The sequence below is a fragment of the Pseudomonas sp. KT_2_4 genome, assembly GCF_041410225.1.
GTDB classification, from domain to species: domain Bacteria; phylum Pseudomonadota; class Gammaproteobacteria; order Pseudomonadales; family Pseudomonadaceae; genus Aquipseudomonas; species Aquipseudomonas paracarnis.
The window spans coordinates 3,010,559-3,032,305 of the sequence record NZ_CP166962.1 but is presented as its reverse complement, the minus strand read 5'-3'; the positions used below and the strand labels follow the sequence as shown (position 1 = coordinate 3,032,305).

The 21,747-nt window shown below is 62.1% G+C and carries 22 protein-coding genes; 12 read left to right on the top strand and 10 right to left on the bottom strand.

The window, feature by feature from the left end:
* Positions 1-14 precede the first annotated feature (14 nt).
* From AB9N64_RS13990 to AB9N64_RS13980, 3 genes are all read left to right on the top strand, one after another.
* Entirely contained in the window at positions 15-1,667 is a 1,653-nt protein-coding gene (locus AB9N64_RS13990) for an acyl-CoA dehydrogenase family protein (RefSeq protein WP_014720060.1), read from the top strand.
* Between the two features lie 183 nt (positions 1,668-1,850).
* On the top strand, positions 1,851-3,323 hold the full coding sequence (gene amn, locus AB9N64_RS13985; RefSeq protein WP_161936998.1) for an AMP nucleosidase: 1,473 nt from the start codon (positions 1,851-1,853) through the stop codon (positions 3,321-3,323).
* A gap of 71 nt (positions 3,324-3,394) precedes the next feature.
* Entirely contained in the window at positions 3,395-4,027 is a 633-nt protein-coding gene (locus tag AB9N64_RS13980; RefSeq protein ID WP_005791693.1) for a pseudouridine synthase, read from the top strand.
* On the opposite strand, the gene AB9N64_RS13975 is transcribed toward AB9N64_RS13980, so the two are convergent.
* Both AB9N64_RS13975 and AB9N64_RS13970 read right to left on the bottom strand, forming a co-directional pair.
* Positions 4,022-4,231, bottom strand: coding sequence for a DUF2788 domain-containing protein (locus tag AB9N64_RS13975; protein WP_025999909.1), 210 nt, complete (start codon positions 4,229-4,231; stop codon positions 4,022-4,024). The genes AB9N64_RS13980 and AB9N64_RS13975 overlap by 6 nt on opposite strands.
* Before the next feature lie 196 nt (positions 4,232-4,427).
* On the bottom strand, positions 4,428-4,907 hold the full coding sequence (locus AB9N64_RS13970) for an Lrp/AsnC family transcriptional regulator (RefSeq protein WP_003194418.1): 480 nt from the start codon (positions 4,905-4,907) through the stop codon (positions 4,428-4,430).
* A 427-nt stretch (positions 4,908-5,334) separates the two neighbouring features.
* Between AB9N64_RS13970 and AB9N64_RS13965 the strand changes: the two genes are divergently transcribed.
* Positions 5,335-6,297: a DUF6515 family protein gene (locus AB9N64_RS13965; protein ID WP_102666347.1), complete on the top strand. Its 963-nt coding sequence runs from the start codon at positions 5,335-5,337 to the stop codon at positions 6,295-6,297.
* Here AB9N64_RS13965 and AB9N64_RS13960 read toward each other — a convergent pair.
* Both AB9N64_RS13960 and AB9N64_RS13955 read right to left on the bottom strand, forming a co-directional pair.
* On the bottom strand, positions 6,294-7,187 hold the full coding sequence (locus AB9N64_RS13960; RefSeq protein ID WP_014720058.1) for a cation diffusion facilitator family transporter: 894 nt from the start codon (positions 7,185-7,187) through the stop codon (positions 6,294-6,296). The two genes, AB9N64_RS13965 and AB9N64_RS13960, sit on opposite strands and share 4 nt — an antisense overlap.
* Before the next feature lie 9 nt (positions 7,188-7,196).
* Positions 7,197-7,616: a hypothetical protein gene (locus tag AB9N64_RS13955; protein ID WP_019818055.1), complete on the bottom strand. Its 420-nt coding sequence runs from the start codon at positions 7,614-7,616 to the stop codon at positions 7,197-7,199.
* 253 nt (positions 7,617-7,869) lie between these two features.
* Between AB9N64_RS13955 and hrpB the strand changes: the two genes are divergently transcribed.
* Entirely contained in the window at positions 7,870-10,377 is a 2,508-nt protein-coding gene (gene hrpB, locus AB9N64_RS13950; protein ID WP_106111423.1) for an ATP-dependent helicase HrpB, read from the top strand.
* 122 nt (positions 10,378-10,499) lie between these two features.
* Here hrpB and AB9N64_RS13945 read toward each other — a convergent pair whose 3' ends face one another.
* Both AB9N64_RS13945 and AB9N64_RS13940 read right to left on the bottom strand, forming a co-directional pair.
* On the bottom strand, positions 10,500-11,588 hold the full coding sequence (locus AB9N64_RS13945; protein WP_102666349.1) for an endonuclease/exonuclease/phosphatase family protein: 1,089 nt from the start codon (positions 11,586-11,588) through the stop codon (positions 10,500-10,502).
* Positions 11,589-11,629: 41 nt separating this feature from the next.
* Positions 11,630-12,289, bottom strand: coding sequence for a YciC family protein (locus AB9N64_RS13940; protein ID WP_032904195.1), 660 nt, complete (start codon positions 12,287-12,289; stop codon positions 11,630-11,632).
* A 182-nt stretch (positions 12,290-12,471) separates the two neighbouring features.
* Here AB9N64_RS13940 and AB9N64_RS13935 point away from each other — a divergent pair, with 182 nt between their 5' ends.
* From AB9N64_RS13935 to AB9N64_RS13925, 3 genes are all read left to right on the top strand, one after another.
* The gene (locus AB9N64_RS13935; RefSeq protein WP_032904154.1) at positions 12,472-13,194 is read left to right on the top strand and encodes a DUF2076 domain-containing protein; all 723 of its coding nucleotides are present in this window, start codon (positions 12,472-12,474) and stop codon (positions 13,192-13,194) included.
* Positions 13,195-13,312: 118 nt separating this feature from the next.
* Complete coding sequence (locus AB9N64_RS13930) at positions 13,313-13,789, top strand: NYN domain-containing protein (RefSeq protein ID WP_003194396.1); 477 nt, start codon at positions 13,313-13,315, stop codon at positions 13,787-13,789.
* A gap of 25 nt (positions 13,790-13,814) precedes the next feature.
* Positions 13,815-14,426, top strand: coding sequence for a PolC-type DNA polymerase III (locus AB9N64_RS13925; protein WP_014720051.1), 612 nt, complete (start codon positions 13,815-13,817; stop codon positions 14,424-14,426).
* A 188-nt stretch (positions 14,427-14,614) separates the two neighbouring features.
* Here the strand turns inward: AB9N64_RS13925 and AB9N64_RS13920 are convergent, their stop codons facing one another.
* A complete protein-coding gene (locus AB9N64_RS13920; RefSeq protein ID WP_014720050.1) occupies positions 14,615-14,926 on the bottom strand; it encodes a DUF6124 family protein in 312 nt (103 codons plus the stop codon).
* Positions 14,927-15,398: 472 nt separating this feature from the next.
* On the opposite strand from AB9N64_RS13920, the gene AB9N64_RS13915 reads away from it, so the two are divergent.
* Complete coding sequence (locus AB9N64_RS13915; RefSeq protein WP_032873225.1) at positions 15,399-15,965, top strand: hypothetical protein; 567 nt, start codon at positions 15,399-15,401, stop codon at positions 15,963-15,965.
* Positions 15,955-16,221 (top strand): acyl carrier protein, encoded by a 267-nt coding sequence (locus AB9N64_RS13910; protein ID WP_019818047.1) that lies wholly within the window; start codon positions 15,955-15,957, stop codon positions 16,219-16,221. Before AB9N64_RS13915 ends, AB9N64_RS13910 begins: the two co-directional genes overlap by 11 nt.
* 179 nt (positions 16,222-16,400) lie before the next feature.
* Here AB9N64_RS13910 and AB9N64_RS13905 read toward each other — a convergent pair whose 3' ends face one another.
* The gene (locus AB9N64_RS13905) at positions 16,401-16,862 is read right to left on the bottom strand and encodes an Lrp/AsnC family transcriptional regulator (protein WP_014720049.1); all 462 of its coding nucleotides are present in this window, start codon (positions 16,860-16,862) and stop codon (positions 16,401-16,403) included.
* A gap of 160 nt (positions 16,863-17,022) precedes the next feature.
* On the opposite strand from AB9N64_RS13905, the gene yedA reads away from it, so the two are divergent.
* Together yedA and AB9N64_RS13895 are read left to right on the top strand one after the other, a co-directional pair.
* Positions 17,023-17,919 (top strand): drug/metabolite exporter YedA, encoded by an 897-nt coding sequence (yedA, locus tag AB9N64_RS13900; RefSeq protein ID WP_014720048.1) that lies wholly within the window; start codon positions 17,023-17,025, stop codon positions 17,917-17,919.
* Positions 17,920-17,967: 48 nt separating this feature from the next.
* Positions 17,968-19,302, top strand: a complete 1,335-nt coding sequence (locus AB9N64_RS13895) for a DEAD/DEAH box helicase (RefSeq protein WP_073452103.1) — start codon at positions 17,968-17,970, stop codon at positions 19,300-19,302.
* 113 nt (positions 19,303-19,415) lie between these two features.
* On the opposite strand, the gene AB9N64_RS13890 is transcribed toward AB9N64_RS13895, so the two are convergent.
* Together AB9N64_RS13890 and AB9N64_RS13885 are read right to left on the bottom strand one after the other, a co-directional pair.
* The gene (locus AB9N64_RS13890) at positions 19,416-20,642 is read right to left on the bottom strand and encodes a TIGR03862 family flavoprotein (protein WP_020301741.1); all 1,227 of its coding nucleotides are present in this window, start codon (positions 20,640-20,642) and stop codon (positions 19,416-19,418) included.
* A gap of 171 nt (positions 20,643-20,813) precedes the next feature.
* Positions 20,814-21,734: a histone deacetylase gene (locus AB9N64_RS13885; RefSeq protein ID WP_102666350.1), complete on the bottom strand. Its 921-nt coding sequence runs from the start codon at positions 21,732-21,734 to the stop codon at positions 20,814-20,816.
* Between the last annotated feature and the right edge of the window lie 13 nt (positions 21,735-21,747).

Here is a 21,747-nt window from a genome sequence, read left to right as displayed (position 1 = left end):
CCAGGAGGCCCGTCATGAACCTGCATCAGTTTGCCGAAACCCACGACGTCACCAACCAGCCACCGTCCCTGGACGGCACCAACCTGTATCGCATCGACTTGCCTTTGCAGGAATGGTCACGCCGCTTTGGCGCCGGCTGGGCCCAAGCGCGCATTGATGCCTACGGCGCGCTGGCGGGTGGGCCGTTGATGGCAGCCGGCTTCCTGGCCAACCAGAACAAACCGGTGTTCAGCAGCCATGACCGTTATGGCCATCGCATTGACCTGGTTGAGTTTCACCCGGCTTATCACGAGCTGATGCGCACCGCCGTCGAGCATGGCCTGCCGTCGTTGCCGTGGGCCCATCCCCAGGCGGGCGCCCATGTGGCGCGTGCGGCAATGACCTACCTGCACAGCCAGGCCGAGGCCGGCAGCGGCTGCCCGCTGACCATGACCTTCGCCTGCGTCCCGGCCCTGCGCCTGCAACCGGAGCTGGCGGACCTCTGGCTGCCTAAAGTCCTCAGTACCCAATACGACCCCCGCAATGTCGGCATCGCCCACAAGGCTGGCGCTACTATCGGCATGGCCATGACCGAGAAGCAGGGCGGCACCGACGTGCGCGCCAACACCACCCGCGCTTACCCCGTGGGCGCGAGTGGCCCTGGCCAAGCCTACGAGTTGGTGGGGCATAAGTGGTTCTGCTCGGCACCGATGTGCGATGGCTTTCTGACCCTGGCCCAGACCGACAAGGGCCTGACCTGTTTCCTGCTGCCCCGGCACCGCCCGGATGACACGCGCAACGAGTTCTACATCCAGCGCTTGAAGAACAAACTCGGCAACTGCTCCAACGCCTCCAGCGAAGTGGAATTTCGCGGCGCCCTGGCGTGGATGGTCGGTGAAGAAGGCCGCGGCGTTCCGACCATCATCGAAATGGTTGCCATGACCCGCTTCGATTGCATGGTCGGCTCCAGCGCCTTGATGCGTCAGGCGCTGACCCAGGCCAGCCATCACTGCGCTCATCGGCAGGTGGGTGGCCGCGTGCTCAGCGAGCAGCCGCTGATGCAGAACGTGCTGGCCGACCTGGCCCTGGAAAGCGAAGCGGCCCTGGCCTTGAGCCTGCGCATGGGGCGCGCCCTGGATCATCTTGATGATGAACATGAAGCCAAGTTCGCCCGGCTGGTCACGGCCGTGGGCAAGTACTGGATCTGCAAGCGAGCGCCGGCGATGATCAACGAAGCCGCCGAATGCATGGGCGGTGCCGGGTATGTGGAGGACAGCATCCTGCCGCGCCTTTACCGCGAGGCACCGGTGAATTCGACGTGGGAAGGTTCCGGCAATGTGCAGTGCCTGGACGTATTGCGTGCCCTGTCCAAAGAGCCGGGGGTACTGGAGGCGTTGTTTGTGGAGCTGGGCGATGGCCACGGCGACAAGCAGTTGGCGCGGCATATCGAGCAGTTGAAGGCGGCATTCATGGACACCCAGGACATCCAGTATCGGGCGCGGCAACTGACCGAGGACATCGCCCTGGCGTTACAGGCCAAGTTGTTGCTGGAGGCGGGTAATGCGGCGGTGAGTGATGGGTTTATCGCCAGCCGGTTGGGTGAGTCGTCGGGGCGGGTATATGGCACCTTGCCGCGTGGCGTCGACGTGGAAGCAATTGTCGCCCGCTCAACCCCGCAATCGCTCTGAATAAACACAATCCAAATGTGGGAGCTGGCTTGCCGGCGATAGCGGTGGTCCAGCCAGCAATTATGTAGCTGATAGACCGCTATCGCAGGCAAGCCAGCTCCCACCTATCAACGCATTCCACTTCTGGTGTTTCGGTGAGGCCTGGATACAGGCAAGATAAAGGCCTGCAAGTCAGAACACAGGATGCTTACCGTGACCGAAGCTTTTGTTGTCGTTAAAACCGCCGAAGAAGCCGTGGACCGGCTGGCGGCGCTGCATGAGCGTGCCACTGGCGCGCTCAACCAGGCGCTCAAGCAATACCTCAAGGACCGCGTCGAGCCCGACGCCGAGCAGCGCGCATTGTTTCGCTACCCGGAACTGCGCTTGACCTACCACTGCCACGGTGAAGTCCCCCAAACCACTCGGGCGTATGCCAAGGTGCAACTGCCGGGGACCTACAGCGTCACCGTGACCCACCCGGCCGCGTTCCGTAAGTACCTGCTGGAGCAACTGGTGCCGCTGATGCACGACTTCACCGTCACGGTGGAAGTAGGCGTCAGCCAGCAGAACATTCCATATCCCTACGTGGTGGAGCAGGGCGATGAACTGGCCGGCTCCGGCGTCACCGCCGCGACCCTGGCCCGTGTATTCCCCAGTACCGACCTGTCCGCCGCCACCGACGGCATTGCCGATGGCCTGTACGACTGGGAAAACACCGACCCGCTGCCCCTGGCCCTGTTCGATGCCGCCCGTGTGGATTTTTCCCTGCGCCGCCTGGTGCATTACACCGGCAGCGACTGGCGCCATGTACAGCCGTGGATCCTGCTGACCAACTACCACCGCTACGTGGACCAGTTCATCCTGCATGGCCTGGAGCAACTGCGCAGTGACCCGCGTTTTATCCGCATGGTGCTGCCGGGCAACGTGGTCATCGACAAGAGCATGGACCACGGCGAAGCCTCGGCCATTGCCGCCGGCGTGGTCTGGCACCGCTACCAGATGCCGGCGTATCACCTGCAAGCCAGTGACGGCCACGGCGTGACCTTGGTGAACATCGGCGTGGGCCCGTCCAACGCCAAGAACATCACCGACCACCTGGCCGTATTGCGCCCGCATTGCTGGCTGATGATCGGCCACTGCGGCGGCTTGCGCCAATCCCAGACCATCGGCGACTACGTACTGGCCCACGCCTATATGCGCCGCGACGGGATTCTGGACCGTGTAGTACCGCCGAACATCCCGATCCCGGCCCTGGCCGAAGTGCAGCTGGCGCTTCAGCAAGCGGCGGCGAAAGTCACCGGCGAAAAAGGCGAAGAGCTGAAAAAACGCCTGCGCACCGGTACCGTGCTGACCTACGACGACCGTAACTGGGAACTGCGCTGGGCCCAGGAGCGGCCGCTGATCAACCTGTCTCGCGCCGTGGCCGTGGACATGGAAAGCGGCACCATCGCCGCCCAGGGTTACCGTTTGCGCGTGCCTTACGGCACCTTGTTATGCGTATCCGACAAGCCGCTGCACAGCGAGATCAAGCTGCCGGGTTCGGCCAACGCGTTCTACGAGCGTGCGGTCAGCCAGCATTTGAAGATCGGCATCGAGGCGGTCGACCTGTTGCGCACCGAACTCAACTCGTTGCACTCGCGCAAACTGCGCAGCTTCGACGAACCGCCGTTCCGCTAAGCGGTTGGGATGGTCATTTGGCGGTCAGGCCACTAGCATTGTCGGTCCTGACCGTTAGATGTTCCTTTGCCATGTCCCGTCCTACCCGTCCCGATTCGCGCCGCCCAGGCGTGAAACCTTCGCAGCCTGTTCGACGTGTCGCCAAGGCGCCACCGGCCGAGCCGAAGCTGATCCTGTTCAACAAACCGTTCGATGTGCTGACCCAGTTCAGCGACGAAGGCGGGCGCGCGACGCTCAAGGATTTTATCGATATTCCCGGTATTTACCCGGCGGGGCGCCTGGACCGTGACAGCGAAGGCTTGCTGCTGTTGACCAACGATGGCCAGCTTCAGGCGCGCATCGCCGATCCCAAGCACAAATTGGCGAAAACCTACTGGGTGCAAGTGGAAGGTGAGCCGACTGAAGAACAGCTGCAACGTCTGCGCGATGGTGTCGAGCTGAACGATGGCATGACCTTGCCTGCCGAGGCTCGGCAACTGGATGAACCGGCGTTATGGCCGCGCAACCCGCCGGTACGCTTTCGCAAAAGCGTGCCGACGCATTGGCTGGAGTTGGTGATACGTGAAGGGCGCAACCGTCAGGTACGGCGCATGACCGCAGCAGTGGGCCTGCCGACGCTGCGCCTGGTGCGCGTGCGCATTGGCGACTGGTCTATCGATGGCCTGGATCAAGGCCAATGGAAGGCAGTGCCGGCGCGCTTATAAGGCGCCGGATTCAATCAGGCCGATCACCACGCTCTTGATGATGAACGCTGCCACACCAAGGCCCAACACGAAAAACAGGATGAACGAACCAAAGCGCCCGGCCTTGGATTTTTTCGCCAGGTCCCAGACGATAAAGCCCATGAAAATGATCAGGATAGTGACCAGGCCGGTCATCATCCATTCTTCAAACAGGGCGGGGTCGATGTTGTTCATGGGGATCTTCCAGCAAGACAAGCGAGCAGTATACGGCAGCGTCGCAGACGCAACATTGACCTGAGTCCTACACCATCGAACTGTGGGAGCTGGCTTGCCTGCGATAGCGGTCTGTCAGTGATCGTGAGGCAAACTGGCCCGCCGCCATCGCAGGCAAGCCAGCTCCCACCGTTGAACATCGTTGTTCTCAGGTGCGCAGGTGGGTCAGGGGCAGTTCGGTGCTGTTGAGCACTTGGTTCAGCACAAAGCTGGAGCGCACGCTGGTCACGCCTTCGATGCGGGTCAGATGGCCCAGCAGTAGTTTCTGATAGTGATCCATGTCCGGCACTACCACCTTCAACTGGTAGTCCGCATCCATCCCGGTCACGAGGCTGCACTCCAGCACTTGCGGCAGGGTGCGGATGGCGGCCTCGAAATTCTCGAAGCGTTCCGGCGTGTGACGGTCCATGCCGATCAATACATAAGCGGTGAGGCTCAGGCCGAGCATCTTGCGGTCGAGCAGGGCGACCTGGCGGGCGATGTAGCCGTCGTCCTCCAATTGCTTGACCCGGCGTGAGCAGGGCGAAGGCGACAGGCCGATGCGTTCGGCCAGCTCCTGGTTGGAGATCCTCGCGTCGCGCTGCAATTCCGCCAGAATACTCAGGTCGTATCGGTCAAGCTTGCTCATTGGGTTGGCCTTTGTCGTAACTATTGCGGTTAATTATCCATGAAGGGTTAAAAATTGCGCAAGCACTGTTTATTGACGCAATCTTCGCAATCCTCTGCCCGCCCGGCACGCCTATGATTACCAACAGAATCACCGCCTGGACAACAGTCCACAGCAACGCGCCCAATCAGGCCCGTTGCGGCCGCCGCCCCAGCAGGGTTGAGCCGGCCTCCAGGCTGCACACTGTCCACAAGACGGCGTGAGGTGAGCCAACGTCAAAAGCGTTGAGCCAGGACGAAATTCTCAAGGGGTGGCCGACGGGTCACCCCTTTTTCTTTGTGCGCGTTTTGCCTTCAGAAAATAGTTCTCGTGACTGATAACCTGTCTCAGAACCGGGCGAGGCTTTTCCAGTCTCATGATCAAGCCCCAATCCGCAGTGAGGAAAAGCATGAAGCGCATCTGGCGTATGGCAGGTGTTGGTTTGCTGGTGGTCAGCGTCGGCTCCCAGGCGATGGCCGACGAACGCGATAACTCACCGGGCCAGGGGCAACGGCCTGAGCACAATCAGCCACGCCCACAAAACCCGCAGGGTGATCGTGGCGGCCAGCACGAGGGTGGCCAATGGCAAGGTCGGCCTCAAGGTCATGAGCCGGGGCGACCAGCACCGCAACCGCAACCCTCCAATAACCTGCCGATCCAGGGCCGGCCCGATACCGTGCGCCAGACCCAGGAGCCGCGCCAGGGTTATTACCGTGATATTCCCAGACGCCCCGATGACAACCGGCATTGGGAGGCCGGCGGCCCCGGTTCGCGTCCGAGTAACGATCGCCCCGGTGATAACCGCTGGCCAGGCCGCCCCGACGGGCATGGCAATGGCTGGGGCCCAGGCCCGCAGCATCGCCCTGGATATGTCATCGACCGTTTCCCCGATCGCAATTACCGCGTGCCTTACCGTGGCCAGGACTACTTTTTCTCCGGCGGCTACTGGTATCGCCCCCAAGGCCCACGCTACGTAGTGGTGACGCCGCCCTATGGCATTCGCGTGCATTACCTGCCGGACTACGCACGTGAAGTGTGGGTAGGCGGCTCGCTGTTGTTCCTCGCCGCAGGCGCCTATTACGCCTACGAGCAAAGCACCCAACAATACGTGGTGGTACAACCTCCGACGCAGGTGCCATCACCTCCGCCGACGCCTCAAGGCAACGGTTATGACGTGGTGGCTTACCCGGCCAACGGCCAGTCGCCAGCCCAGGTACAGCAGGACGGCTACGACTGTTATCGCTGGGCGGTGCAACAAAGTGGCTTCAACCCGCGCACCGTCACCTACGCCCCGGACCCTGCGGTGGTGCAAACCTACCGCCAGGCCCAGGGCAACTGCCTGGGCAGTCGGGGGTATCAGGTGCAGTACTAGGCCTTGTTACCGGTGACCACTTCCCGTGGGTCGGCGTGCACCAGCACTTCGGCTTTCGGGTATTCCCGGTGGATGGCATCGGCGGCCTGGTCGCTGATGCCGTGGGCCACCGACAGCGTCAATTCCCCCGGCAACTCCAGGTGCAACTGCACAAACCAGTGGTTGCCGGAAACCCGCGTACGCAAGTCGTGGGCACCCAGTACGCCGGGCACGCCACGGGCCAGCTCCAGCATGTGCTGGCTGACATCCGGCGGTAGCTCTTCATCCATCAACACCGCAAAGCTTTCCCGGGCGATCTGGATCGCGCTCCAGAGAATGTAAGCGGCGATTCCCAGGCCGAACCAGGCGTCGACCTGATGAAAGCCAAAGCCTGCCAACACCAGCGCAATCAGGATGCTGCCATTGAGCAGCAAGTCTGAGCGGTAATGCAGCGAGTCGGCACGCACCGCGTTGGAGCCGGTCTCGCGCACCACGCGGTGTTGCAGCATCAGCAGGGCCATGGTCAGCCCCAGCGACAAGATAATCACGCCGATACTCAGCCACGGTGCGCCGACCGGCTCCGGATGCTTGAGCCGTTCATAGGCCTGGAGCGCAATCAGTACCGCACTGCCGGCGATAAACAAGGCTTGCGCCATACCCGCCAGCGACTCTGCCTTGCCATGCCCATAACGATGATCGTCATCGGCGGGGCGCAGGGCGTAATGCACCGCCAGCAAGTTCAGCAGCGAGGTCACGCCGTCGAGCAGCGAGTCGGTCAACCCGGCGAGCATGCTCACCGAGCCGCTGAGCCACCAGGCGATGGCCTTGGTCACAATCAACACACAGGCCACGCCCACCGAGGCGCGGGTGGCTAGGCGCAAGAGCCTTGCGTGTTCGGGGCTGCTGGTCATGAGCTGTCCTTACGCGGCAGGCTGCAGGCCCAGGGCCGCCAGTTGCTGCACGCTGCCCCTGAACTGGATCAGGCGTGGGTCGTCCAGCGGCAAGGTGCGGCCGGTTTCTTTCTGGATGATGCTTTGCAGCTTGGCGTTATCGACCTTGCCGTCAGCGCCGATGGCTTCGTGCAGTTTCTCGGGGGCGACCTGGGCGGTCTTGCCCGGTTCGAAGTAAATGGCGCCCGTGGCGAAGTCGACACCGAAGGCGATCAGGCCGGGGATCACATAAAACAACAGGCCGAGGGCATCGAGTACCGCGATGGTCGGGTCGATCTTGCCATCGATCTGGCCACGACGGTCGGGGTAGAAAATCGACCCGCAGGCGGTAAGTTGGCTCAGCAGGGTAACGGCGAGGACACCGCCGATGACACGGGAAGCGATACGCATGAAAAAGTCTCCTGAACATATTTAAGGGTGACTATAAGCCAGATCGGCCAGGCGCCGATGAACCAATGTGGGAGCTGGCTTGCCTGCGATTGCGACGGTTCAGGAAATACAGCGGCAACTGTCACACCGCTATCGCAGGCAAGCCAGCTCCCACCTTTGACTGCATTCACAGCCCAAAGCGTGGGTGTTTTTAAGACCCGCATCGGCACTCGGCAGTTCGCCGTTATACTCGCCGCTCTGCTTTGGAGCCAGTATGAATTCGTTGCCGATCGATGATGTTTTACCCGCCCTGCGTGACGCCTTGGCGCATCGCCATGAAGCCGTGCTGGAAGCGCCCCCCGGCGCCGGTAAAACCACCCGCGTGCCGTTGGCTTTGTTGCATGAGCCCTGGCTCGCCGGGCAAACCATCCTGATGCTCGAACCCCGGCGCCTGGCTGCCCGTGCTGCTGCCGAGCGGCTGGCCAGTGAACTGGGTGAAAAGGTCGGTGAGACCGTGGGCTACCGCATTCGGCTGGACAGCAAAGTCGGCCCCAATACGCGTATCGAGGTGGTCACCGAAGGTATCCTCACCCGCCGCCTGCAGGACGACCCGGCGCTGGACGGCGTGGGCTTGTTGATCTTCGACGAATTCCACGAGCGCAGCCTCGATGCCGACCTGGCGCTGGCCCTGAGCCTTAACGGTCGCGAGCTGTTTCGCGACGAGCAGCCGCTGAAGATCCTGCTGATGTCCGCCACCCTCGAAGGCGAGCGCTTGGCCGGCCTGCTGGATGACGCGCCGATCCTGCGCAGCGAAGGGCGCATGTTCCCGGTGCAGATGCGCTGGGGCCGGCCGTACCAGGCCGGGGAGTTTATCGAGCCGCGCGTGGTGCAAACTATCCTCGAAGCCCTGCATGACGAGCCCGGCAGTGTGCTGGTATTTCTGCCGGGGCAGGCGGAGATTCGCCGGGTCAACCAGCAACTGACTGAGGCCTTGGGTGATCGCCCTGATGTACTGTTATGCCCGTTGCACGGTGAGCTGGACCTCAACGCCCAGCGCGCCGCCATCGACCCGGCGCCGGCCGGCAAGCGCAAAGTGGTGCTGGCCACCAACATCGCCGAGACCAGCCTGACCATCAACGGCGTACGCGTGGTGATCGACGCCGGGCTGGCGCGGGTGCCGCGTTTCGACCCCGGCAGCGGCATGACCCGCCTCGACACCCAGCGCATCTCCCGCGCCAGCGCCACCCAGCGCGCCGGCCGGGCAGGGCGGTTGGAGCCGGGGGTGTGTTACCGGTTGTGGTCCGAAGACCAGCACGACGGTCTGGCCACTTATGGCAGCGCGGAAATCCTCGCCGCTGACCTGGCAGGGCTGGCCTTGCAACTGGCCCGTTGGGGTGTGAAGCCCAACCAGTTGGTGTGGCTGGACGTACCACCGGCTGCCGCGTATGCCCAGGCCCAAGATCTGTTGCAACGCCTCGGTGCATTGGACGAAGAAAACCTCACTGCCCATGGCCAGAAGATGGCCGAGTTGCCGGCTCACCCGCGTATCGCCCATCTGTTATTACGTGGCCAGGACCTGGGCCTCGCCGCCACCGCCTGCGACGTGGCAGCCTTGTTGGGCGAACGCGACATCTTGCGCGGCGGCGGTGCCGATTTGCACAGCCGCCTGGCGCTGATGTCCGGTGAAGAACGTGCGCGCGGCACCCAGGGGGGCGTGCAGCGCGCCAAGCAACTGGCCCGGCAATACCGTGGCTACCTGCGCGGCAAGGCGACCCAGCCGGTGGACAACCCCGACCATCCGCGCTGGCTCGGCGCCTTGCTGGCATTGGCCTACCCGGACCGCGTCGCCCAGCAACGGCGCCCTGGTGGCGCTGAATATCGTCTGGCCAATGGCCGAGCAGCGCTGTTTGCCGAAGCCGACAGCCTGATGAAACAACCCTGGCTGGTGATCGCCGACCTGGGCAGCCGCCAGGGCCAGCGTGAAGAGCGCATCTACCTGGCGGCGGATTTTGACCCGGCGCTGTTCGACACGGTGCTGGCCGAGCAAGTGCGCAACGTCGACCAACTCGACTGGGACGAGCGCGAAGGCGTCTTGCGTGCCGAGCGCCAACGCAAAGTCGGTGAACTGGTGCTCAGCCGCGAACCCCTGACCGGCCTCGACGAATCCGCTCGCAACCAGGCGCTGGTCAACCTGGTGCGCCGCAAAGGCCTGGAACTGCTGCCCTGGACCCCGGAACTGCGTCAGTGGCAAGCCCGTGTGATGCTGCTGCGCCAACTGGATGCCGGCAACACCAGCGAGTGGCCCGACATCAGTGACAAGGCCCTGCTCGCGGGCCTGGAGCACTGGCTGATGCCTTACCTGGGCAAGGTCTCGCGCCTCAGCCATTTCGCCAACCTGGATATTTCCAGCTACCTGCACAACCTGCTGCCATGGCCCTTGCCCCAACGCCTGGAAGAGCTGGCGCCGCAGCATGTGAAAGTGCCTTCAGGGTCATCGGTACGCCTGGACTACAGCGAACAGCCGCCGATCCTGGCGGTGCGCTTGCAGGAATTGTTCGGGTTGGCAGACACCCCGCGCATTGCCGGTGGGCGCCTGGCCGTGAAGCTGCACCTGCTGTCCCCGGCGCGGCGACCGGTGCAGGTCACGCAGGACCTGGCGAACTTTTGGCGCAGTACCTATGCCGAGGTGAAGAAGGATTTGAAAGGGCGCTACCCCAAGCATTACTGGCCGGATGACCCGTTGGTGGCCGAAGCGACGGCCCGGATCAAGCCGCGTAAGTAGGCGCGATGCAGTTCAAATGTGGGAGCTGGCTTGCCTGCGATCGCATCGCTGCGGTGTCACTGAAAGACCGCATCGGCGGCATCGCAGGCAAGCCAGCTCCCACAAAAGATTAAGGGTGTGGGTTATTGCGCGGCAGGCAGCAGGAAGCGGGCGATAACCGGTAGATGGTTGGAAATGCGCAATGTGTCCTCCTGCCTCACCTTCGCCTCCACCCGCTTGATGCGCGGGCTGTAGAACAGATAATCCAAGGTGCGATCCGGCCCGTCCAGGCTCGGGTCATTGGGGAAGTGCGTCAGCCATTTTTCTCGATCAATCCCGCTGGACTCGCCGTTACGCGGGATCATCGGGTACTTGTCCCACAGCAGGTGCAACTCGCTGTCCGGCGCATACTGCCCACGCTTAGCCGCGTCCAGGCGCAGGTATTGGCCCAGTGGCAGCAGATTGAAATCCCCGCCGATCAACCAGGGCGTGCCCCGGCCTTCGAACTTGTCCAGCAGCTTGGCCGTGGCTTGCACTTGTTGTTGCGCTGCCGAGCGGCCAGGTGCGCCGCCGTCCAGGCGTGTATTGAGCACCGCCAGTTGGCCGCCATCGCTCAAGGGCAGGTAAGTCAGTAGCAACGCAGGTTTAGGTTGGAACTGCCGGCTGATGAAGTTGGTTTCGGCGGCCGGCAGTTGCAGGCGCTCGGCGTGTTCGATCTGATAGCGGCTGAGCGTAGCGAGCTTGCGCCCGACACTGCCGAAGATATGCAGGCTGGGCACAAAGTCGGCCTTCCAGTCGAACGCCTGGGCGCTGCAGGGGTAGAGGTCGACCAGGCGCTCCTGTAACAGCGCAAGCTGGTCCTGATAATGGGAAGGCTTGGCGCCTTCGTCGACTTCCTGCAACAGCAGGATGTCGGGTTGTTCGTCGCGAATCACCCGCGCCACTTCGTCGAGGCTAAAGGCCATGTCTTCGACGGTGGGGCGATCGTCGGGGCCGCTACCGTCCGGGGTGTCGTACCAGAACACGTAGTTCTTGCCGGCCAGGTATTGCACATTCCAGGTCATGACCTTGAGCGCCTGCCCCGGCAACAGCGTCGGCGCGCGGGGTGCCACGCAGCTGACGGGCAGGGTCTCTTTGTCGGCAGGGCGCCAGGTCAGGCTGTAGATCAGCGCGGCCAGCAGGCCGGTGATGATTAACAGGCTCAACAGGGTGATGCGCAATAAACGGGTCATCGGCTCGGCTTATATGCGTGTCAGAAGAGCCACGGAGCATATCACCGCACGTCGGCGTCGCCACCGATCAGCATGAATAAACGGAACAGCACCACGCTGGTGAACAGTTGTAGGAAGCTGTGGGCGCTGTCCATCAGCAGCCCCAGCAACGGCGCCGGTTCAGGGTAGGCCGCCACGCTGGCGCCCTTGAGCAGCCACAACGGCGTCATCACGCACAGCAGGCACACCAGGATGCGCCAGAAATGCCCGCGGGTCAGGCGAAAGCTCTCCTTCATCGCCGCCAACGCCGGCATACCGCGCAGCACCAGCAGGTATTCGGCAAACGCCAGCACCACCATCAGCCACAAGCCCGGCAGGAAATACAGCGACAGCCCCAGCAGAATCAGCAAGGTGCTCATGGCTGTCAGCAGGGCAAAACGCGGCCACAGGCTCAAGGCCATGGCCCACACGTCCTTGGTGCGCGGCGACTCGCCCCGGGTGCGGGCATCGAGAAACAGGATCAGGGCGCCGGTGTACAGCGGGTACACCAACAAACCCACGACCACGCTGTAGCCGGGAAACGCATCCGGGCCCAGCGTGTGGTCCAGCACCTGTTGCAACAAGGCTTCGAGGATCACCAATGGCAGGCACAGCTGGACGATGGCGCCCAGGTTGCGCTGGGTAAAGCGGAAGGAGTCGCGCAAAACGTCTAACGGATTCATCAGGGTCATCACAGGCCTGGAAGCAGAGGGCCACACTTTAACCGATCAGGGTCCAAGGGGCGCAAACGTAAACCTTGAGTAAAGACCATTGAAACAACTCGTAACATCCCCATAACTGGAAAGCCCCCAGCCTGATCACAGGCGGGACCGGAATTTTTTATCGGCAATCTAACGAGGTCGCCATGAACAGCGAAGAGCAAACCCTGATCGATGGACTGTTTTCACGGTTGCAGCAAGCCGAAACGGACTCAGCCCCCCGCGACGCCCAGGCCGAAGCGCGGATCAAGGAGCATATGGCTCGCCAACCCGCCGTCGGCTATTACATGACCCAGTCGATTCTGGTGCAGGAACATGCGCTGCAGAGCCTCGACGCGCAAAACAAGCAACAGGCCCAGCAAATCCAGCAATTGCAGGACGAGCTGCAACGGGCCAAGGCCACGCAACCGGCGCCGGCCAGCGGTGGTGGGTTCCTGTCGAGCATCTTTGGCGGCGGCTCCCGTGAGCCACAGCCTGCGCCGAGCAACACAGGTGGCGGCTGGCGTGAGCCGGCGCGACCCGCTTTTGGTCAGCCAGCGCCGCAGCAGAACTACCAACCGCCGCAAGCACCGGCCGCCGCGCCAGCCGGCAGCGGCTTCCTCGGTGGCGCCATGAAAACCGCCGCCGGCGTGGCCGGTGGGGTGTTGCTGGCCGAAGGCATCAGCAGCCTGTTCCATCACAACCAGCAGCCGCAGGTGGTGGAAGAAATCATCGAACAACCGGCACCGGCCAGTGACCAGGGCAACTGGGGCAACGATGACCAGAAGTTTGCCGGCAATGACAGCTGGGGCAGCAACTCTGATAACTTCGCCGACAGCGATTATTCCGACGATTCCTCATCCTTTGGCGACGACGATTCCTTCGTCTGACACACCACGCCGGGGCGCTGCGGCGCTCCGGTCTGATTTTTTCCCGGAAACGCTCCCTTGGCTGGCATACTGGCGCCCTTTCCGGGCGCTGGCGCCTGGCTGTCCATGAGGAAGTGCGGTGAAAAAAATTGCAGTGTTCGCCGATGTGCAAAACCTCTACTACACCGTGCGCCAGGCCTATGGTTGCCACTTCAACTACGCCGCCCTGTGGGCTGACATCAGCGCGCGCGGGCAGATTGTCGAGGCGTACGCCTACGCCATCGACCGCGGCGACAGCAAGCAGCAGCAGTTCCAGCAGATCCTGCGCAACCTGGGCTTTACGGTAAAACTCAAGCCGTACATCCAGCGCAGCGACGGCTCGGCCAAGGGCGACTGGGACGTGGGCATCACGCTGGACATCATGGACGCCGCCGACCATGTCGACGAAGTCGTGCTGGCCTCCGGTGACGGTGATTTCGACATGCTGCTCGAGCGCATTATCCACAAGCATGGCGTGCGGGCCGTGGCCTACGGCGTGCCGGGGCTGACGGCCAACTCATTGATACGCGCCGCCAGCCACTATGTGCCGATCGAAGGCGCGTTGTTGCTCAAATAGATCGTAGAACGGAGTTGGAACGGGTTTGGAACGTATAGCGGTCATCGACTTTGAAACCACCGGCATCACCCCCAGCAGCCACTGCCGGGCCACGGAGATTGGCGTGGTCATCCTTGAGCGCGGGCAAATCGTGGACCGCTACCAGAGCCTGATGAATGCTGGCGTGCGCATACCGGCGTTTATCGAACAGCTCACCGGCATCAGCAACGCCATGCTGCGCAGCGCGCCACCGGCTGAACGAGTGATGAACGAAGTCAATGAGTTCGTCGGCACCACGCCCTTGATGGCGCACAACGCCGCGTTCGACCAGAAGTTCTGGGACTTTGAGCTTGGCCTGATCCGCCGCACCCGCCTGCAAAAATTTGCCTGCTCCCTGCTCCTGGCTCGCCGCCTGATGCCGGCGGCGCCCAACCACAAGCTCGGCACCCTCAACACCTACGCCAAACTGCCCCACACCGGCCAGGCTCACCGGGCGCTGGCGGATGCGGAAATGGCCGCCAACCTCACCGCGCACCTGGCCCGGGAACTGCGCCAGACCCACGGCCTGCGGGAGCTGTCCCATGACCTGTTGTGCACCTTGCAGAAAGTGCCGGCGGCGAAGATCAATGAGCACCTGAAGAAACATCGCGGGTTTTAAGGCCTGGCGCTGATCGTCCCCACGCTCCGCGTGGGCATGCATCTGGTGACGCTCCGCGTCACGACTTTAAGAGCGGACGCAGAGCGTCCAGGGCGGCATTCCCACGCAGAGCGTGGGAACGATCAGCAAACACTGGAGTGCCAATGTGGGAGCGGGCAAGCCCGCTCCCACAGGGGGTTATGCGTCGACTATCGAGGCTGTGCGCACTCCAGCGCCTGGTCCACCACCCCCTTCGCCATCTCCACCAAATGCATCACCGCCCGCTGCGGCGCCTTCATCACCTCACCCGACGCATTCGCTGTCTCCACCGCGCAGTGCAACAACTCCGCCGCATGGGCCAGGGCGTCTTCGAAGCTCAGGTTGTCATTCAGGATAAAGATCGGCGCATCCGGGGCGGATGCCTTGAGGTAGTAGTCGATGGCACGACGGTGGAGCAGGGCGTCTTCGCTGAGGAAGTCGGTTTTGGGCTGGGGTGGATCGGGGGTGACTTTTTTGACCATGGTGAAACTCCTTGCTGGAAGAAGTCGACACCGTTCGCTTGCACGCGAATTAGGGTGGCAACTGTGCGTAGGTGTGCAAGACCGGGGCAAGGATCCAAACCCAGCAGGCCCGAAGGCCTCCCACGCACAGCCGCCATAACAGGCATATTGGCTGTAGGTTTTATGATCTTGCTTGCCATCGGACTTGCACGTCCGGTCACCGAACATTCGATGACAGAGCGAGACTAGCTACCGAATCCGACGGAAACAAGGCCGTGGGATTCTCTCGGAAACGTCCCGCAAATGAAAGGGATCGGTCTTGCTGGCCACTGAAACACGGAGGTTTTGAGGTCTCTTTCACCTGAGCGCTGAATGGTCGGTAGGCCAAATCCGGCTATGACCTAGGACCTTTCTGGTTTTCCTCTTTACTCCTCTATCGCGTCTTACTGCGACCTACCATCCCGTCTGTCACTCATGCACAGGGATTACAGTCATGCAGGAAAGCGATCTTCATACAGCGATTATGCGAAGCAAGTTGGAACTTGAATCAAATGGCATTGATCTGGGCTCCAGTTCAAGCATGGCGTTTCATGTGGGCAACACGATGACAAGCTGCCCGGCAGTCATGGTGTTGCCGAGTTCGCCAGGTTGGAGTCATGGCCCTCATTACCAGTTACTCAAGCCGATTCACGCTGACCCCGCTGTGCCGGATACGACGTTTGATGAACTCTGGAAATGTACACAGCAACACTACGGCCTCACGGCAGCCACCGTGATCACTGGCGCGGCGGGCATACCGATAAGCAAAATTGCGGTGGGTGCTTGGGTTCACGTCGGCTCCAGCAAAACCACGAACCTGGCTAGCCTGATCGGCATGCGCTTTTTCCCTCGTACATTGATCAGGCAACCCACCATGGCCAGAATGGCAAAGGCAACGTTTGGCACGGTTCGGGTATTTGGCATCATCGGGCGAGGCATACCCTTCGTTGCTGCCGGGCTTGCAGTCTTTGACCTAGTCAGTATTGGTAAGTGTGCCTATGAGGCGAGAAATGGAAGGTAGCCTGACCAGAGCCGACATCAGCGAAAAAGTGATCCAGCTATTCGTCGATATCATCGGCTTTATCGACCGAAGCGATGTGACGGAGCAAACCGATTTCATCCATGACTTCGACATCATTGATGACGATCTGACGTGCTTTGTCATGCAGATCAAGTGGCAGTTCAAGTTGCAAGCGACGCAGGAGGATTGGGATCACATCACGACCATCGAGCAGATAGTCGATCTGATCGTCCAGCGCAGATCGAGCCCTTTGTAGGAGCGAGCTTGCTCGCGAAGAACGCCAACGGTGACGCTGGCGTCCTGAATGCACGCGGCGCCCTCGGGTTTTTCGCGAGCAAGCTCGCTCCTACAGGGGGCGCGGCGGGCAACCGGTGAAGCCACTGGCGCCATCGCAGGCAAGCCAGCTCCCACAGTTGACCGCGTCGCTTGGGCAGATCAGCCAGCATTTTTGCCATTGGCTTCCAATTGCCCCAACGGCACCCGCCGCTCTATGGCGCTGGACAAAATAATCGAGGTCTTGCTGAAGCCGAACTTCGCCACCCGGTTAATCAGGTTTTCCAGCTCGGGCATCGAGCCCACCGCCGCTTGCATGATCACGCACGGGTCGCCGGTGACCCGGTGGCATTCGGTCAGTTCGGGTATTTCCGCCAGGGCGTCGTAAACCTTTTGGCTGCCATGGTTGGTCAGTCGCAGTTCAATCACGCATTGAATCGGCAAACCCACTTTGGATAAATCCACCTTGGCCTGGTACCCGGTGATCACGCCGCTGGCCTCAAGCTTGGCCACGCGTTCGGCCACGGCGGGGGCGGAGAGGTTCACGGTGCGCGCCAGTTGCGCGTAGGAAGCACGGCCATCTTCAAGCAGGGCGCTGAGGAGCATGCGGTCGTATTTGTCCATGATAAGGCTCCGGTTGCGCATGGCTTTCGAAAGCACGGTTTATAGCCTTGATAACCATGGTTTGAGAAGTGTATTGGCGTTTTAAACAGGTTTTGTAACTTAAGTTTATCCACCTTCGTTTCTAGAATAAGTCTCCCATTTCCTGCCATAGAGCCGCCCAATGCCTGGCCCACGTCGCTTTCCCTTACCGTTGATCGCCGCCTTTTTTGCGTTGTATGTGATCTGGGGTTCCACCTACCTGGTGATCCGCATTGGCGTGGAGTACTGGCCGCCGCTGTTGCTGGCGGGGATTCGGTTTTGCACGGCGGGTGCGTTGATGTACGGCTTTCTGAGGTGGCGCGGGGTGCCGGCGCCGACCTGGCCGCAGTGGAAGGCGGCCGGGATGATCGGCATTTTGTTGCTCACCGTGGGCAATGGTGGCGTCAGCGTGGCGGAACATATGGGCGTGTCGTCCGGCGTGGCCGCGCTGGCGGTGGCGACGGTGCCGCTGTTTACCTTGCTGTGTGGGTTTTTCTGGGGCGCACGTAATACGCGGTTGGAATGGGCCGGGGTGCTGCTGGGGATCATCGGCATTGCCATGCTCAACATGGGCAGTACCTTGCAGTCGAGCCCACTGGGCGCGGTGTTGCTGTTGATGGCGGCGGCGTCCTGGGCCTTCGGCTCGGTGTGGAGCCGGCATTTGCCGCTGCCCCAAGGCGCCATGGCCAGTGCCGCAGAAATGCTCGTGGCCGGCGTGGCGCTGCTGCTGGTCAGCGCGTTGTCTGGCGAGCACCTGCAGGCCATGCCGCCGCTGGAGGGCTGGCTGGCCCTGGCGTACCTCACGGTGTTCGGCTCGATCATCGCCTTCAACGCTTATATGTACCTGCTCAAGCACGTACGCCCGGCAGCGGCGACCAGCTACGCCTATGTGAATCCGGCCGTGGCCGTGTTACTGGGGATTGTGTTCGTCGGTGAGAGCATCGGCCTGGAAGAAGCCCTGGCAATGCTGGTGATCATCAGCGCGGTGTTGCTGATCAGCCTGCCCCAATGGCGCAAGCCCAAACCCGAAATAAGGTAAACTGCCGCGCATTACGCCCTTGCGCTGAATTTTTCCTACGGTAACTACATGACTTTCGCCACCCTTGGCCTGATCGAACCCTTGCTGCGCGCCCTTGAGACGCTTGGCTACCAGACCCCGACGCCGGTGCAGGCGCAAGCCATTCCGGCCGTGCTGGCCGGTCGCGACCTGATGGCCGCGGCCCAGACCGGCACCGGCAAGACCGCAGGTTTCGCTTTGCCGCTGCTGCAACTGCTGACCATGGAAGGGCCGAAAGTCGCCGCCAACTCGGCGCGTGCGCTGATCCTGTGCCCCACTCGCGAGCTGGCTGAGCAGGTTCACGCCAGCGTTGCCGAGTACGCCCAGCACCTGCCGCTGACCACTTACGCGGTGTACGGCGGCGTGAGTATCAACCCGCAGATGATGAAGCTGCGCAAGGGTGTGGATATTTTGGTCGCCACCCCTGGCCGCCTGATCGACCTGTTCCGCCAGAACGCGCTGAAGCTCAACCAGCTGCAAACCCTGGTGCTGGATGAAGCCGACCGTATGCTCGACCTGGGCTTCTCCGAAGAGCTTGCCAACATTTATCGCATGCTGCCGAAAAAGCGCCAGACCCTGCTGTTCTCCGCGACCTTCTCCGATGACATCCGCCTGCTCGCCGGGCAAATGCTCAACGACCCGCTGAGCATCGAAGTCAGCCCACGCAACGTTGCCGCCAACACCGTCAAGCAGTGGGTGGTGCCGGTGGACAAGAAGCGCAAGCCGGAGCTGTTTGTGCACCTGATGCGCAAAGGCCGTTGGAAGCAAGTGCTGGTGTTCGCCAAGACCCGCAACGGCGTAGACGCCCTGGTGGACAAGTTGCAGGGCCTGGGCATCAACGCCGACGGCATCCATGGCGACAAACCCCAAGCCACCCGCCAACGCGCACTGGACCGCTTCAAGGCCAGCGAAGTGCAAATCCTGGTGGCCACCGATGTGGCGGCCCGTGGCCTGGATATCGAAGACCTGCCGCTGGTGGTCAACTTCGACCTGCCGATCGTGGCCGAGGACTACATCCACCGTATCGGCCGTACCGGGCGTGCGGGCAACACCGGTGAGGCGATTTCCCTGGTGTGTGCCGATGAGGTGAACATGCTCTCGGCGATCGAAATGCTGACCCGTCAGACCCTCACCCGCAAGATGGAACCGGATTTCGAGCCGGAGCACCGCGTGCCGGACACCGATGCCAGCGGGCAGGTGGTCAAGAAGCCGAAAAAGCCGAAGAAGCCTAAAACGTCCGGCGGTGGCGGCAAGCGCAACCTGGGCAAGTGGGTGGACAGTGGGGAAGTGGCGCCGGCCGAGCCTTCGATCAAGCCGGTGCGCAAGGTGCCGGTTTTTAACACTGGGCCGCGTAAGAAGAAGTGATTGATCGTTCCCACGCTCCGCGTGGGAACGCATCCTGTGACGCTCTGCGTCACGAACCTAAAGCGGGACGCAGAGCGTCCCTGGCGGCATCCCCACGCAGAGCGTGGGAACGATCAGCGGTGGAGCCATTCCAAAATCCCCCGCCCAGCCGCTCTACCACTGGCAAAACACCCCGTCAGCAAATACCCACCAGTGGGCGCCTCCCAGTCCAGCATTTCCCCCGCACAAAATACCCCAGGCAACGGCTTGAGCATCAACCGCTCATCCAGCGCTTCAAACGGCACACCACCCGCCGTGCTGATCGCCTCATCCATCGGCCGCGTTTTCACCAATGTCAACGGCAACGCCTTGATATCCACCGCCAATTGCGCCGGATCGGTGAAGTGTTCAGCGGGCGTCAGCTCGCGCAACAACGCCGCTTTCACGCCATCCAATCCCAACTGACTGTGCAAATGCTTGCTCATCGAACGCGAGCCACGGGGCTTGGCCAATGCGGCCTGCACCTTGTCCAACGGCTTGCTGGGCAGTAAATCGATATGCACCGTGGCCGCACCGTCGCGGTTGATCGCTTCGCGAATCGGCGCCGACAAGGCGTAAATCAAACTGCCTTCAATGCCGGTGGCAGTGATCACGCATTCGCCCAACCGAGGCTTGTCATCCCCCAGGCCAATGGCGACGTTTTTCAACGGTGCGCCCGCGAATTTGCTGACCATCAACGCGCTCCATGCCGACACTTCAAACCCGCAGTTGCTCGGTTGCAGTCGCACATAGGGCAGGCCTTTGCCTTCAAACAGGTTGAGCCATGCACCGTCGGAGCCCAATCGCGACCAGCTGCCGCCGCCCAGGGCCAGCAGCACAGCGTCGCTGTGGACAACTTTTTCGCCGTCCGGGCTGTGGATAAGTAAATCGCCCTCGTCATTCCAACCCGTCCAACGATGCCGGGTGTGGATAACCACACCTTGCTCCCGCAGACGCTTGAGCCAGGCGCGCAGCAGTGGCGCGGCTTTCATATCGGTAGGAAATACGCGGCCGGAGGTGCCGACAAAGGTCTGGATACCCAGGCCATGGATCCATTCGCACAACGCCTCGGCGCCAAAGCTGCGCAGCAGCGGCGCCATGTGCGGCGCGCGTTCAGCGTAGCGCGACAGGAACGCCGGGTACGCCTCGGAGTGGGTGATGTTCATGCCGCCTACGCCGGCCAGCAGGAACTTGCGCCCCACTGAAGGCATGCCGTCGTACAGGTCCACGCGCACGCCCGCCTGGCTCAAGACTTCAGCGGCCATCAGCCCGGCAGGGCCGCCGCCGATAATGGAGACGTGGTGGGCAGAAGTCTGAGGCATGGGCAGGGCTACGGTGATGTGAATAGGCCGAGCATTCTACCCGACCATGACGCCGCTGCCTGATCAAAAAACGTACACTTTCCTACAGGCCATGCGGCTACTCGCTTGCAGCCGCTTACGCTCAAGTTATCCACAGGCCGTTCCACAGGCATTGTGGGTAACGCCCACAGCTCAATGACAGCCTGATGACGTCCACACCCGCTGCGCGCTGTGGTGCAGGATGCCGTGGCGGCGGGCGAGGGCGGGGCGGTCCTTGCTGTAACCGCCGCCGATCACGCCCATCACCGGTATGTCGCGGCCAAGGCAGTGGCGCATCACGCTTTCATCACGGGCGGCGACGCCTTCGTCTGTCAGCTTGAGGTAACCAAGGGCGTCGTCCTTGTGCACATCCACGCCGGCGTCGTACAGCACCAGATCCGGCTGGTAGAGCGGCAGCAGGTAGTTGAGCGCGTCATCCACCACCTTGAGGTAGTCGGCATCGCCCATGCCCATGGGCAGCGGGATGTCCCAGTCGCTCTGGGCCTTGCGTGCCGGGAAGTTCTTTTCGCAGTGCAGCGACACGGTGATGGCGTCCGGCGTGTCGTGCAGGATGCGTGCGGTGCCGTCGCCCTGGTGCACGTCGCAATCGAAGATCAGCACGCGATTGACCCGGCCGCTGGCCAACAGGTAATGGCTGATCACCGCCAGGTCATTAAAAATGCAGAAACCCGCCGGATAATCGTAATGGGCATGGTGGGTGCCGCCCGCCAAATGGCAGGCCAGGCCATGTTCGAGGGCTTGTTCGGCGGCCAGGATCGAGCCGCCCACCGCGCGCACCGTGCGCCGGGCCAGGGCTTCGCTCCACGGCAGGCCGAGGCGGCGTTGGTCTTCGCGGGACAGTTCGCCGCTCATGTAGCGTTCGATATACCCCGGTTCATGGGCCAGGGCCAAAATGTCTGCCGGGCACAGCGGCGGGCGCAGCAATTGGCTGTCTTCGGTCAGGCCGCTGTCCACCAAGTGGTCACGCAACAGGCGAAACTTGTCCATTGGGAACCGGTGGTCCGCCGGGAACTCAGGGCTGTAGTCTTCGTGGTAGATCAATGGCAAGGGCATGGGATTTTCTGAC

Excerpts from the sequence above, each read along its gene's own strand:
- AB9N64_RS13990 (WP_014720060.1), top strand. The coding sequence starts at position 15 with ATGAACCTGCATCAGTTTGCCGAAACCCACGACGTCACCAACCAGCCA.
- amn (WP_161936998.1), top strand. The coding sequence starts at position 1,851 with ATGCTTACCGTGACCGAAGCTTTTGTTGTCGTTAAAACCGCCGAAGAA.
- AB9N64_RS13980 (WP_005791693.1), top strand. The coding sequence starts at position 3,395 with ATGTCCCGTCCTACCCGTCCCGATTCGCGCCGCCCAGGCGTGAAACCT.
- AB9N64_RS13970 (WP_003194418.1), bottom strand. The coding sequence starts at position 4,907 with ATGAGCAAGCTTGACCGATACGACCTGAGTATTCTGGCGGAATTGCAG.
- AB9N64_RS13965 (WP_102666347.1), top strand. The coding sequence starts at position 5,335 with ATGAAGCGCATCTGGCGTATGGCAGGTGTTGGTTTGCTGGTGGTCAGC.
- AB9N64_RS13960 (WP_014720058.1), bottom strand. The coding sequence starts at position 7,187 with ATGACCAGCAGCCCCGAACACGCAAGGCTCTTGCGCCTAGCCACCCGC.
- AB9N64_RS13955 (WP_019818055.1), bottom strand. The coding sequence starts at position 7,616 with ATGCGTATCGCTTCCCGTGTCATCGGCGGTGTCCTCGCCGTTACCCTG.
- hrpB (WP_106111423.1), top strand. The coding sequence starts at position 7,870 with ATGAATTCGTTGCCGATCGATGATGTTTTACCCGCCCTGCGTGACGCC.
- AB9N64_RS13945 (WP_102666349.1), bottom strand. The coding sequence starts at position 11,588 with ATGACCCGTTTATTGCGCATCACCCTGTTGAGCCTGTTAATCATCACC.
- AB9N64_RS13940 (WP_032904195.1), bottom strand. The coding sequence starts at position 12,289 with ATGAATCCGTTAGACGTTTTGCGCGACTCCTTCCGCTTTACCCAGCGC.
- AB9N64_RS13935 (WP_032904154.1), top strand. The coding sequence starts at position 12,472 with ATGAACAGCGAAGAGCAAACCCTGATCGATGGACTGTTTTCACGGTTG.
- AB9N64_RS13920 (WP_014720050.1), bottom strand. The coding sequence starts at position 14,926 with ATGGTCAAAAAAGTCACCCCCGATCCACCCCAGCCCAAAACCGACTTC.
- AB9N64_RS13915 (WP_032873225.1), top strand. The coding sequence starts at position 15,399 with ATGCAGGAAAGCGATCTTCATACAGCGATTATGCGAAGCAAGTTGGAA.
- AB9N64_RS13910 (WP_019818047.1), top strand. The coding sequence starts at position 15,955 with ATGGAAGGTAGCCTGACCAGAGCCGACATCAGCGAAAAAGTGATCCAG.
- AB9N64_RS13905 (WP_014720049.1), bottom strand. The coding sequence starts at position 16,862 with ATGGACAAATACGACCGCATGCTCCTCAGCGCCCTGCTTGAAGATGGC.
- yedA (WP_014720048.1), top strand. The coding sequence starts at position 17,023 with ATGCCTGGCCCACGTCGCTTTCCCTTACCGTTGATCGCCGCCTTTTTT.
- AB9N64_RS13895 (WP_073452103.1), top strand. The coding sequence starts at position 17,968 with ATGACTTTCGCCACCCTTGGCCTGATCGAACCCTTGCTGCGCGCCCTT.
- AB9N64_RS13890 (WP_020301741.1), bottom strand. The coding sequence starts at position 20,642 with ATGCCTCAGACTTCTGCCCACCACGTCTCCATTATCGGCGGCGGCCCT.
- AB9N64_RS13885 (WP_102666350.1), bottom strand. The coding sequence starts at position 21,734 with ATGCCCTTGCCATTGATCTACCACGAAGACTACAGCCCTGAGTTCCCG.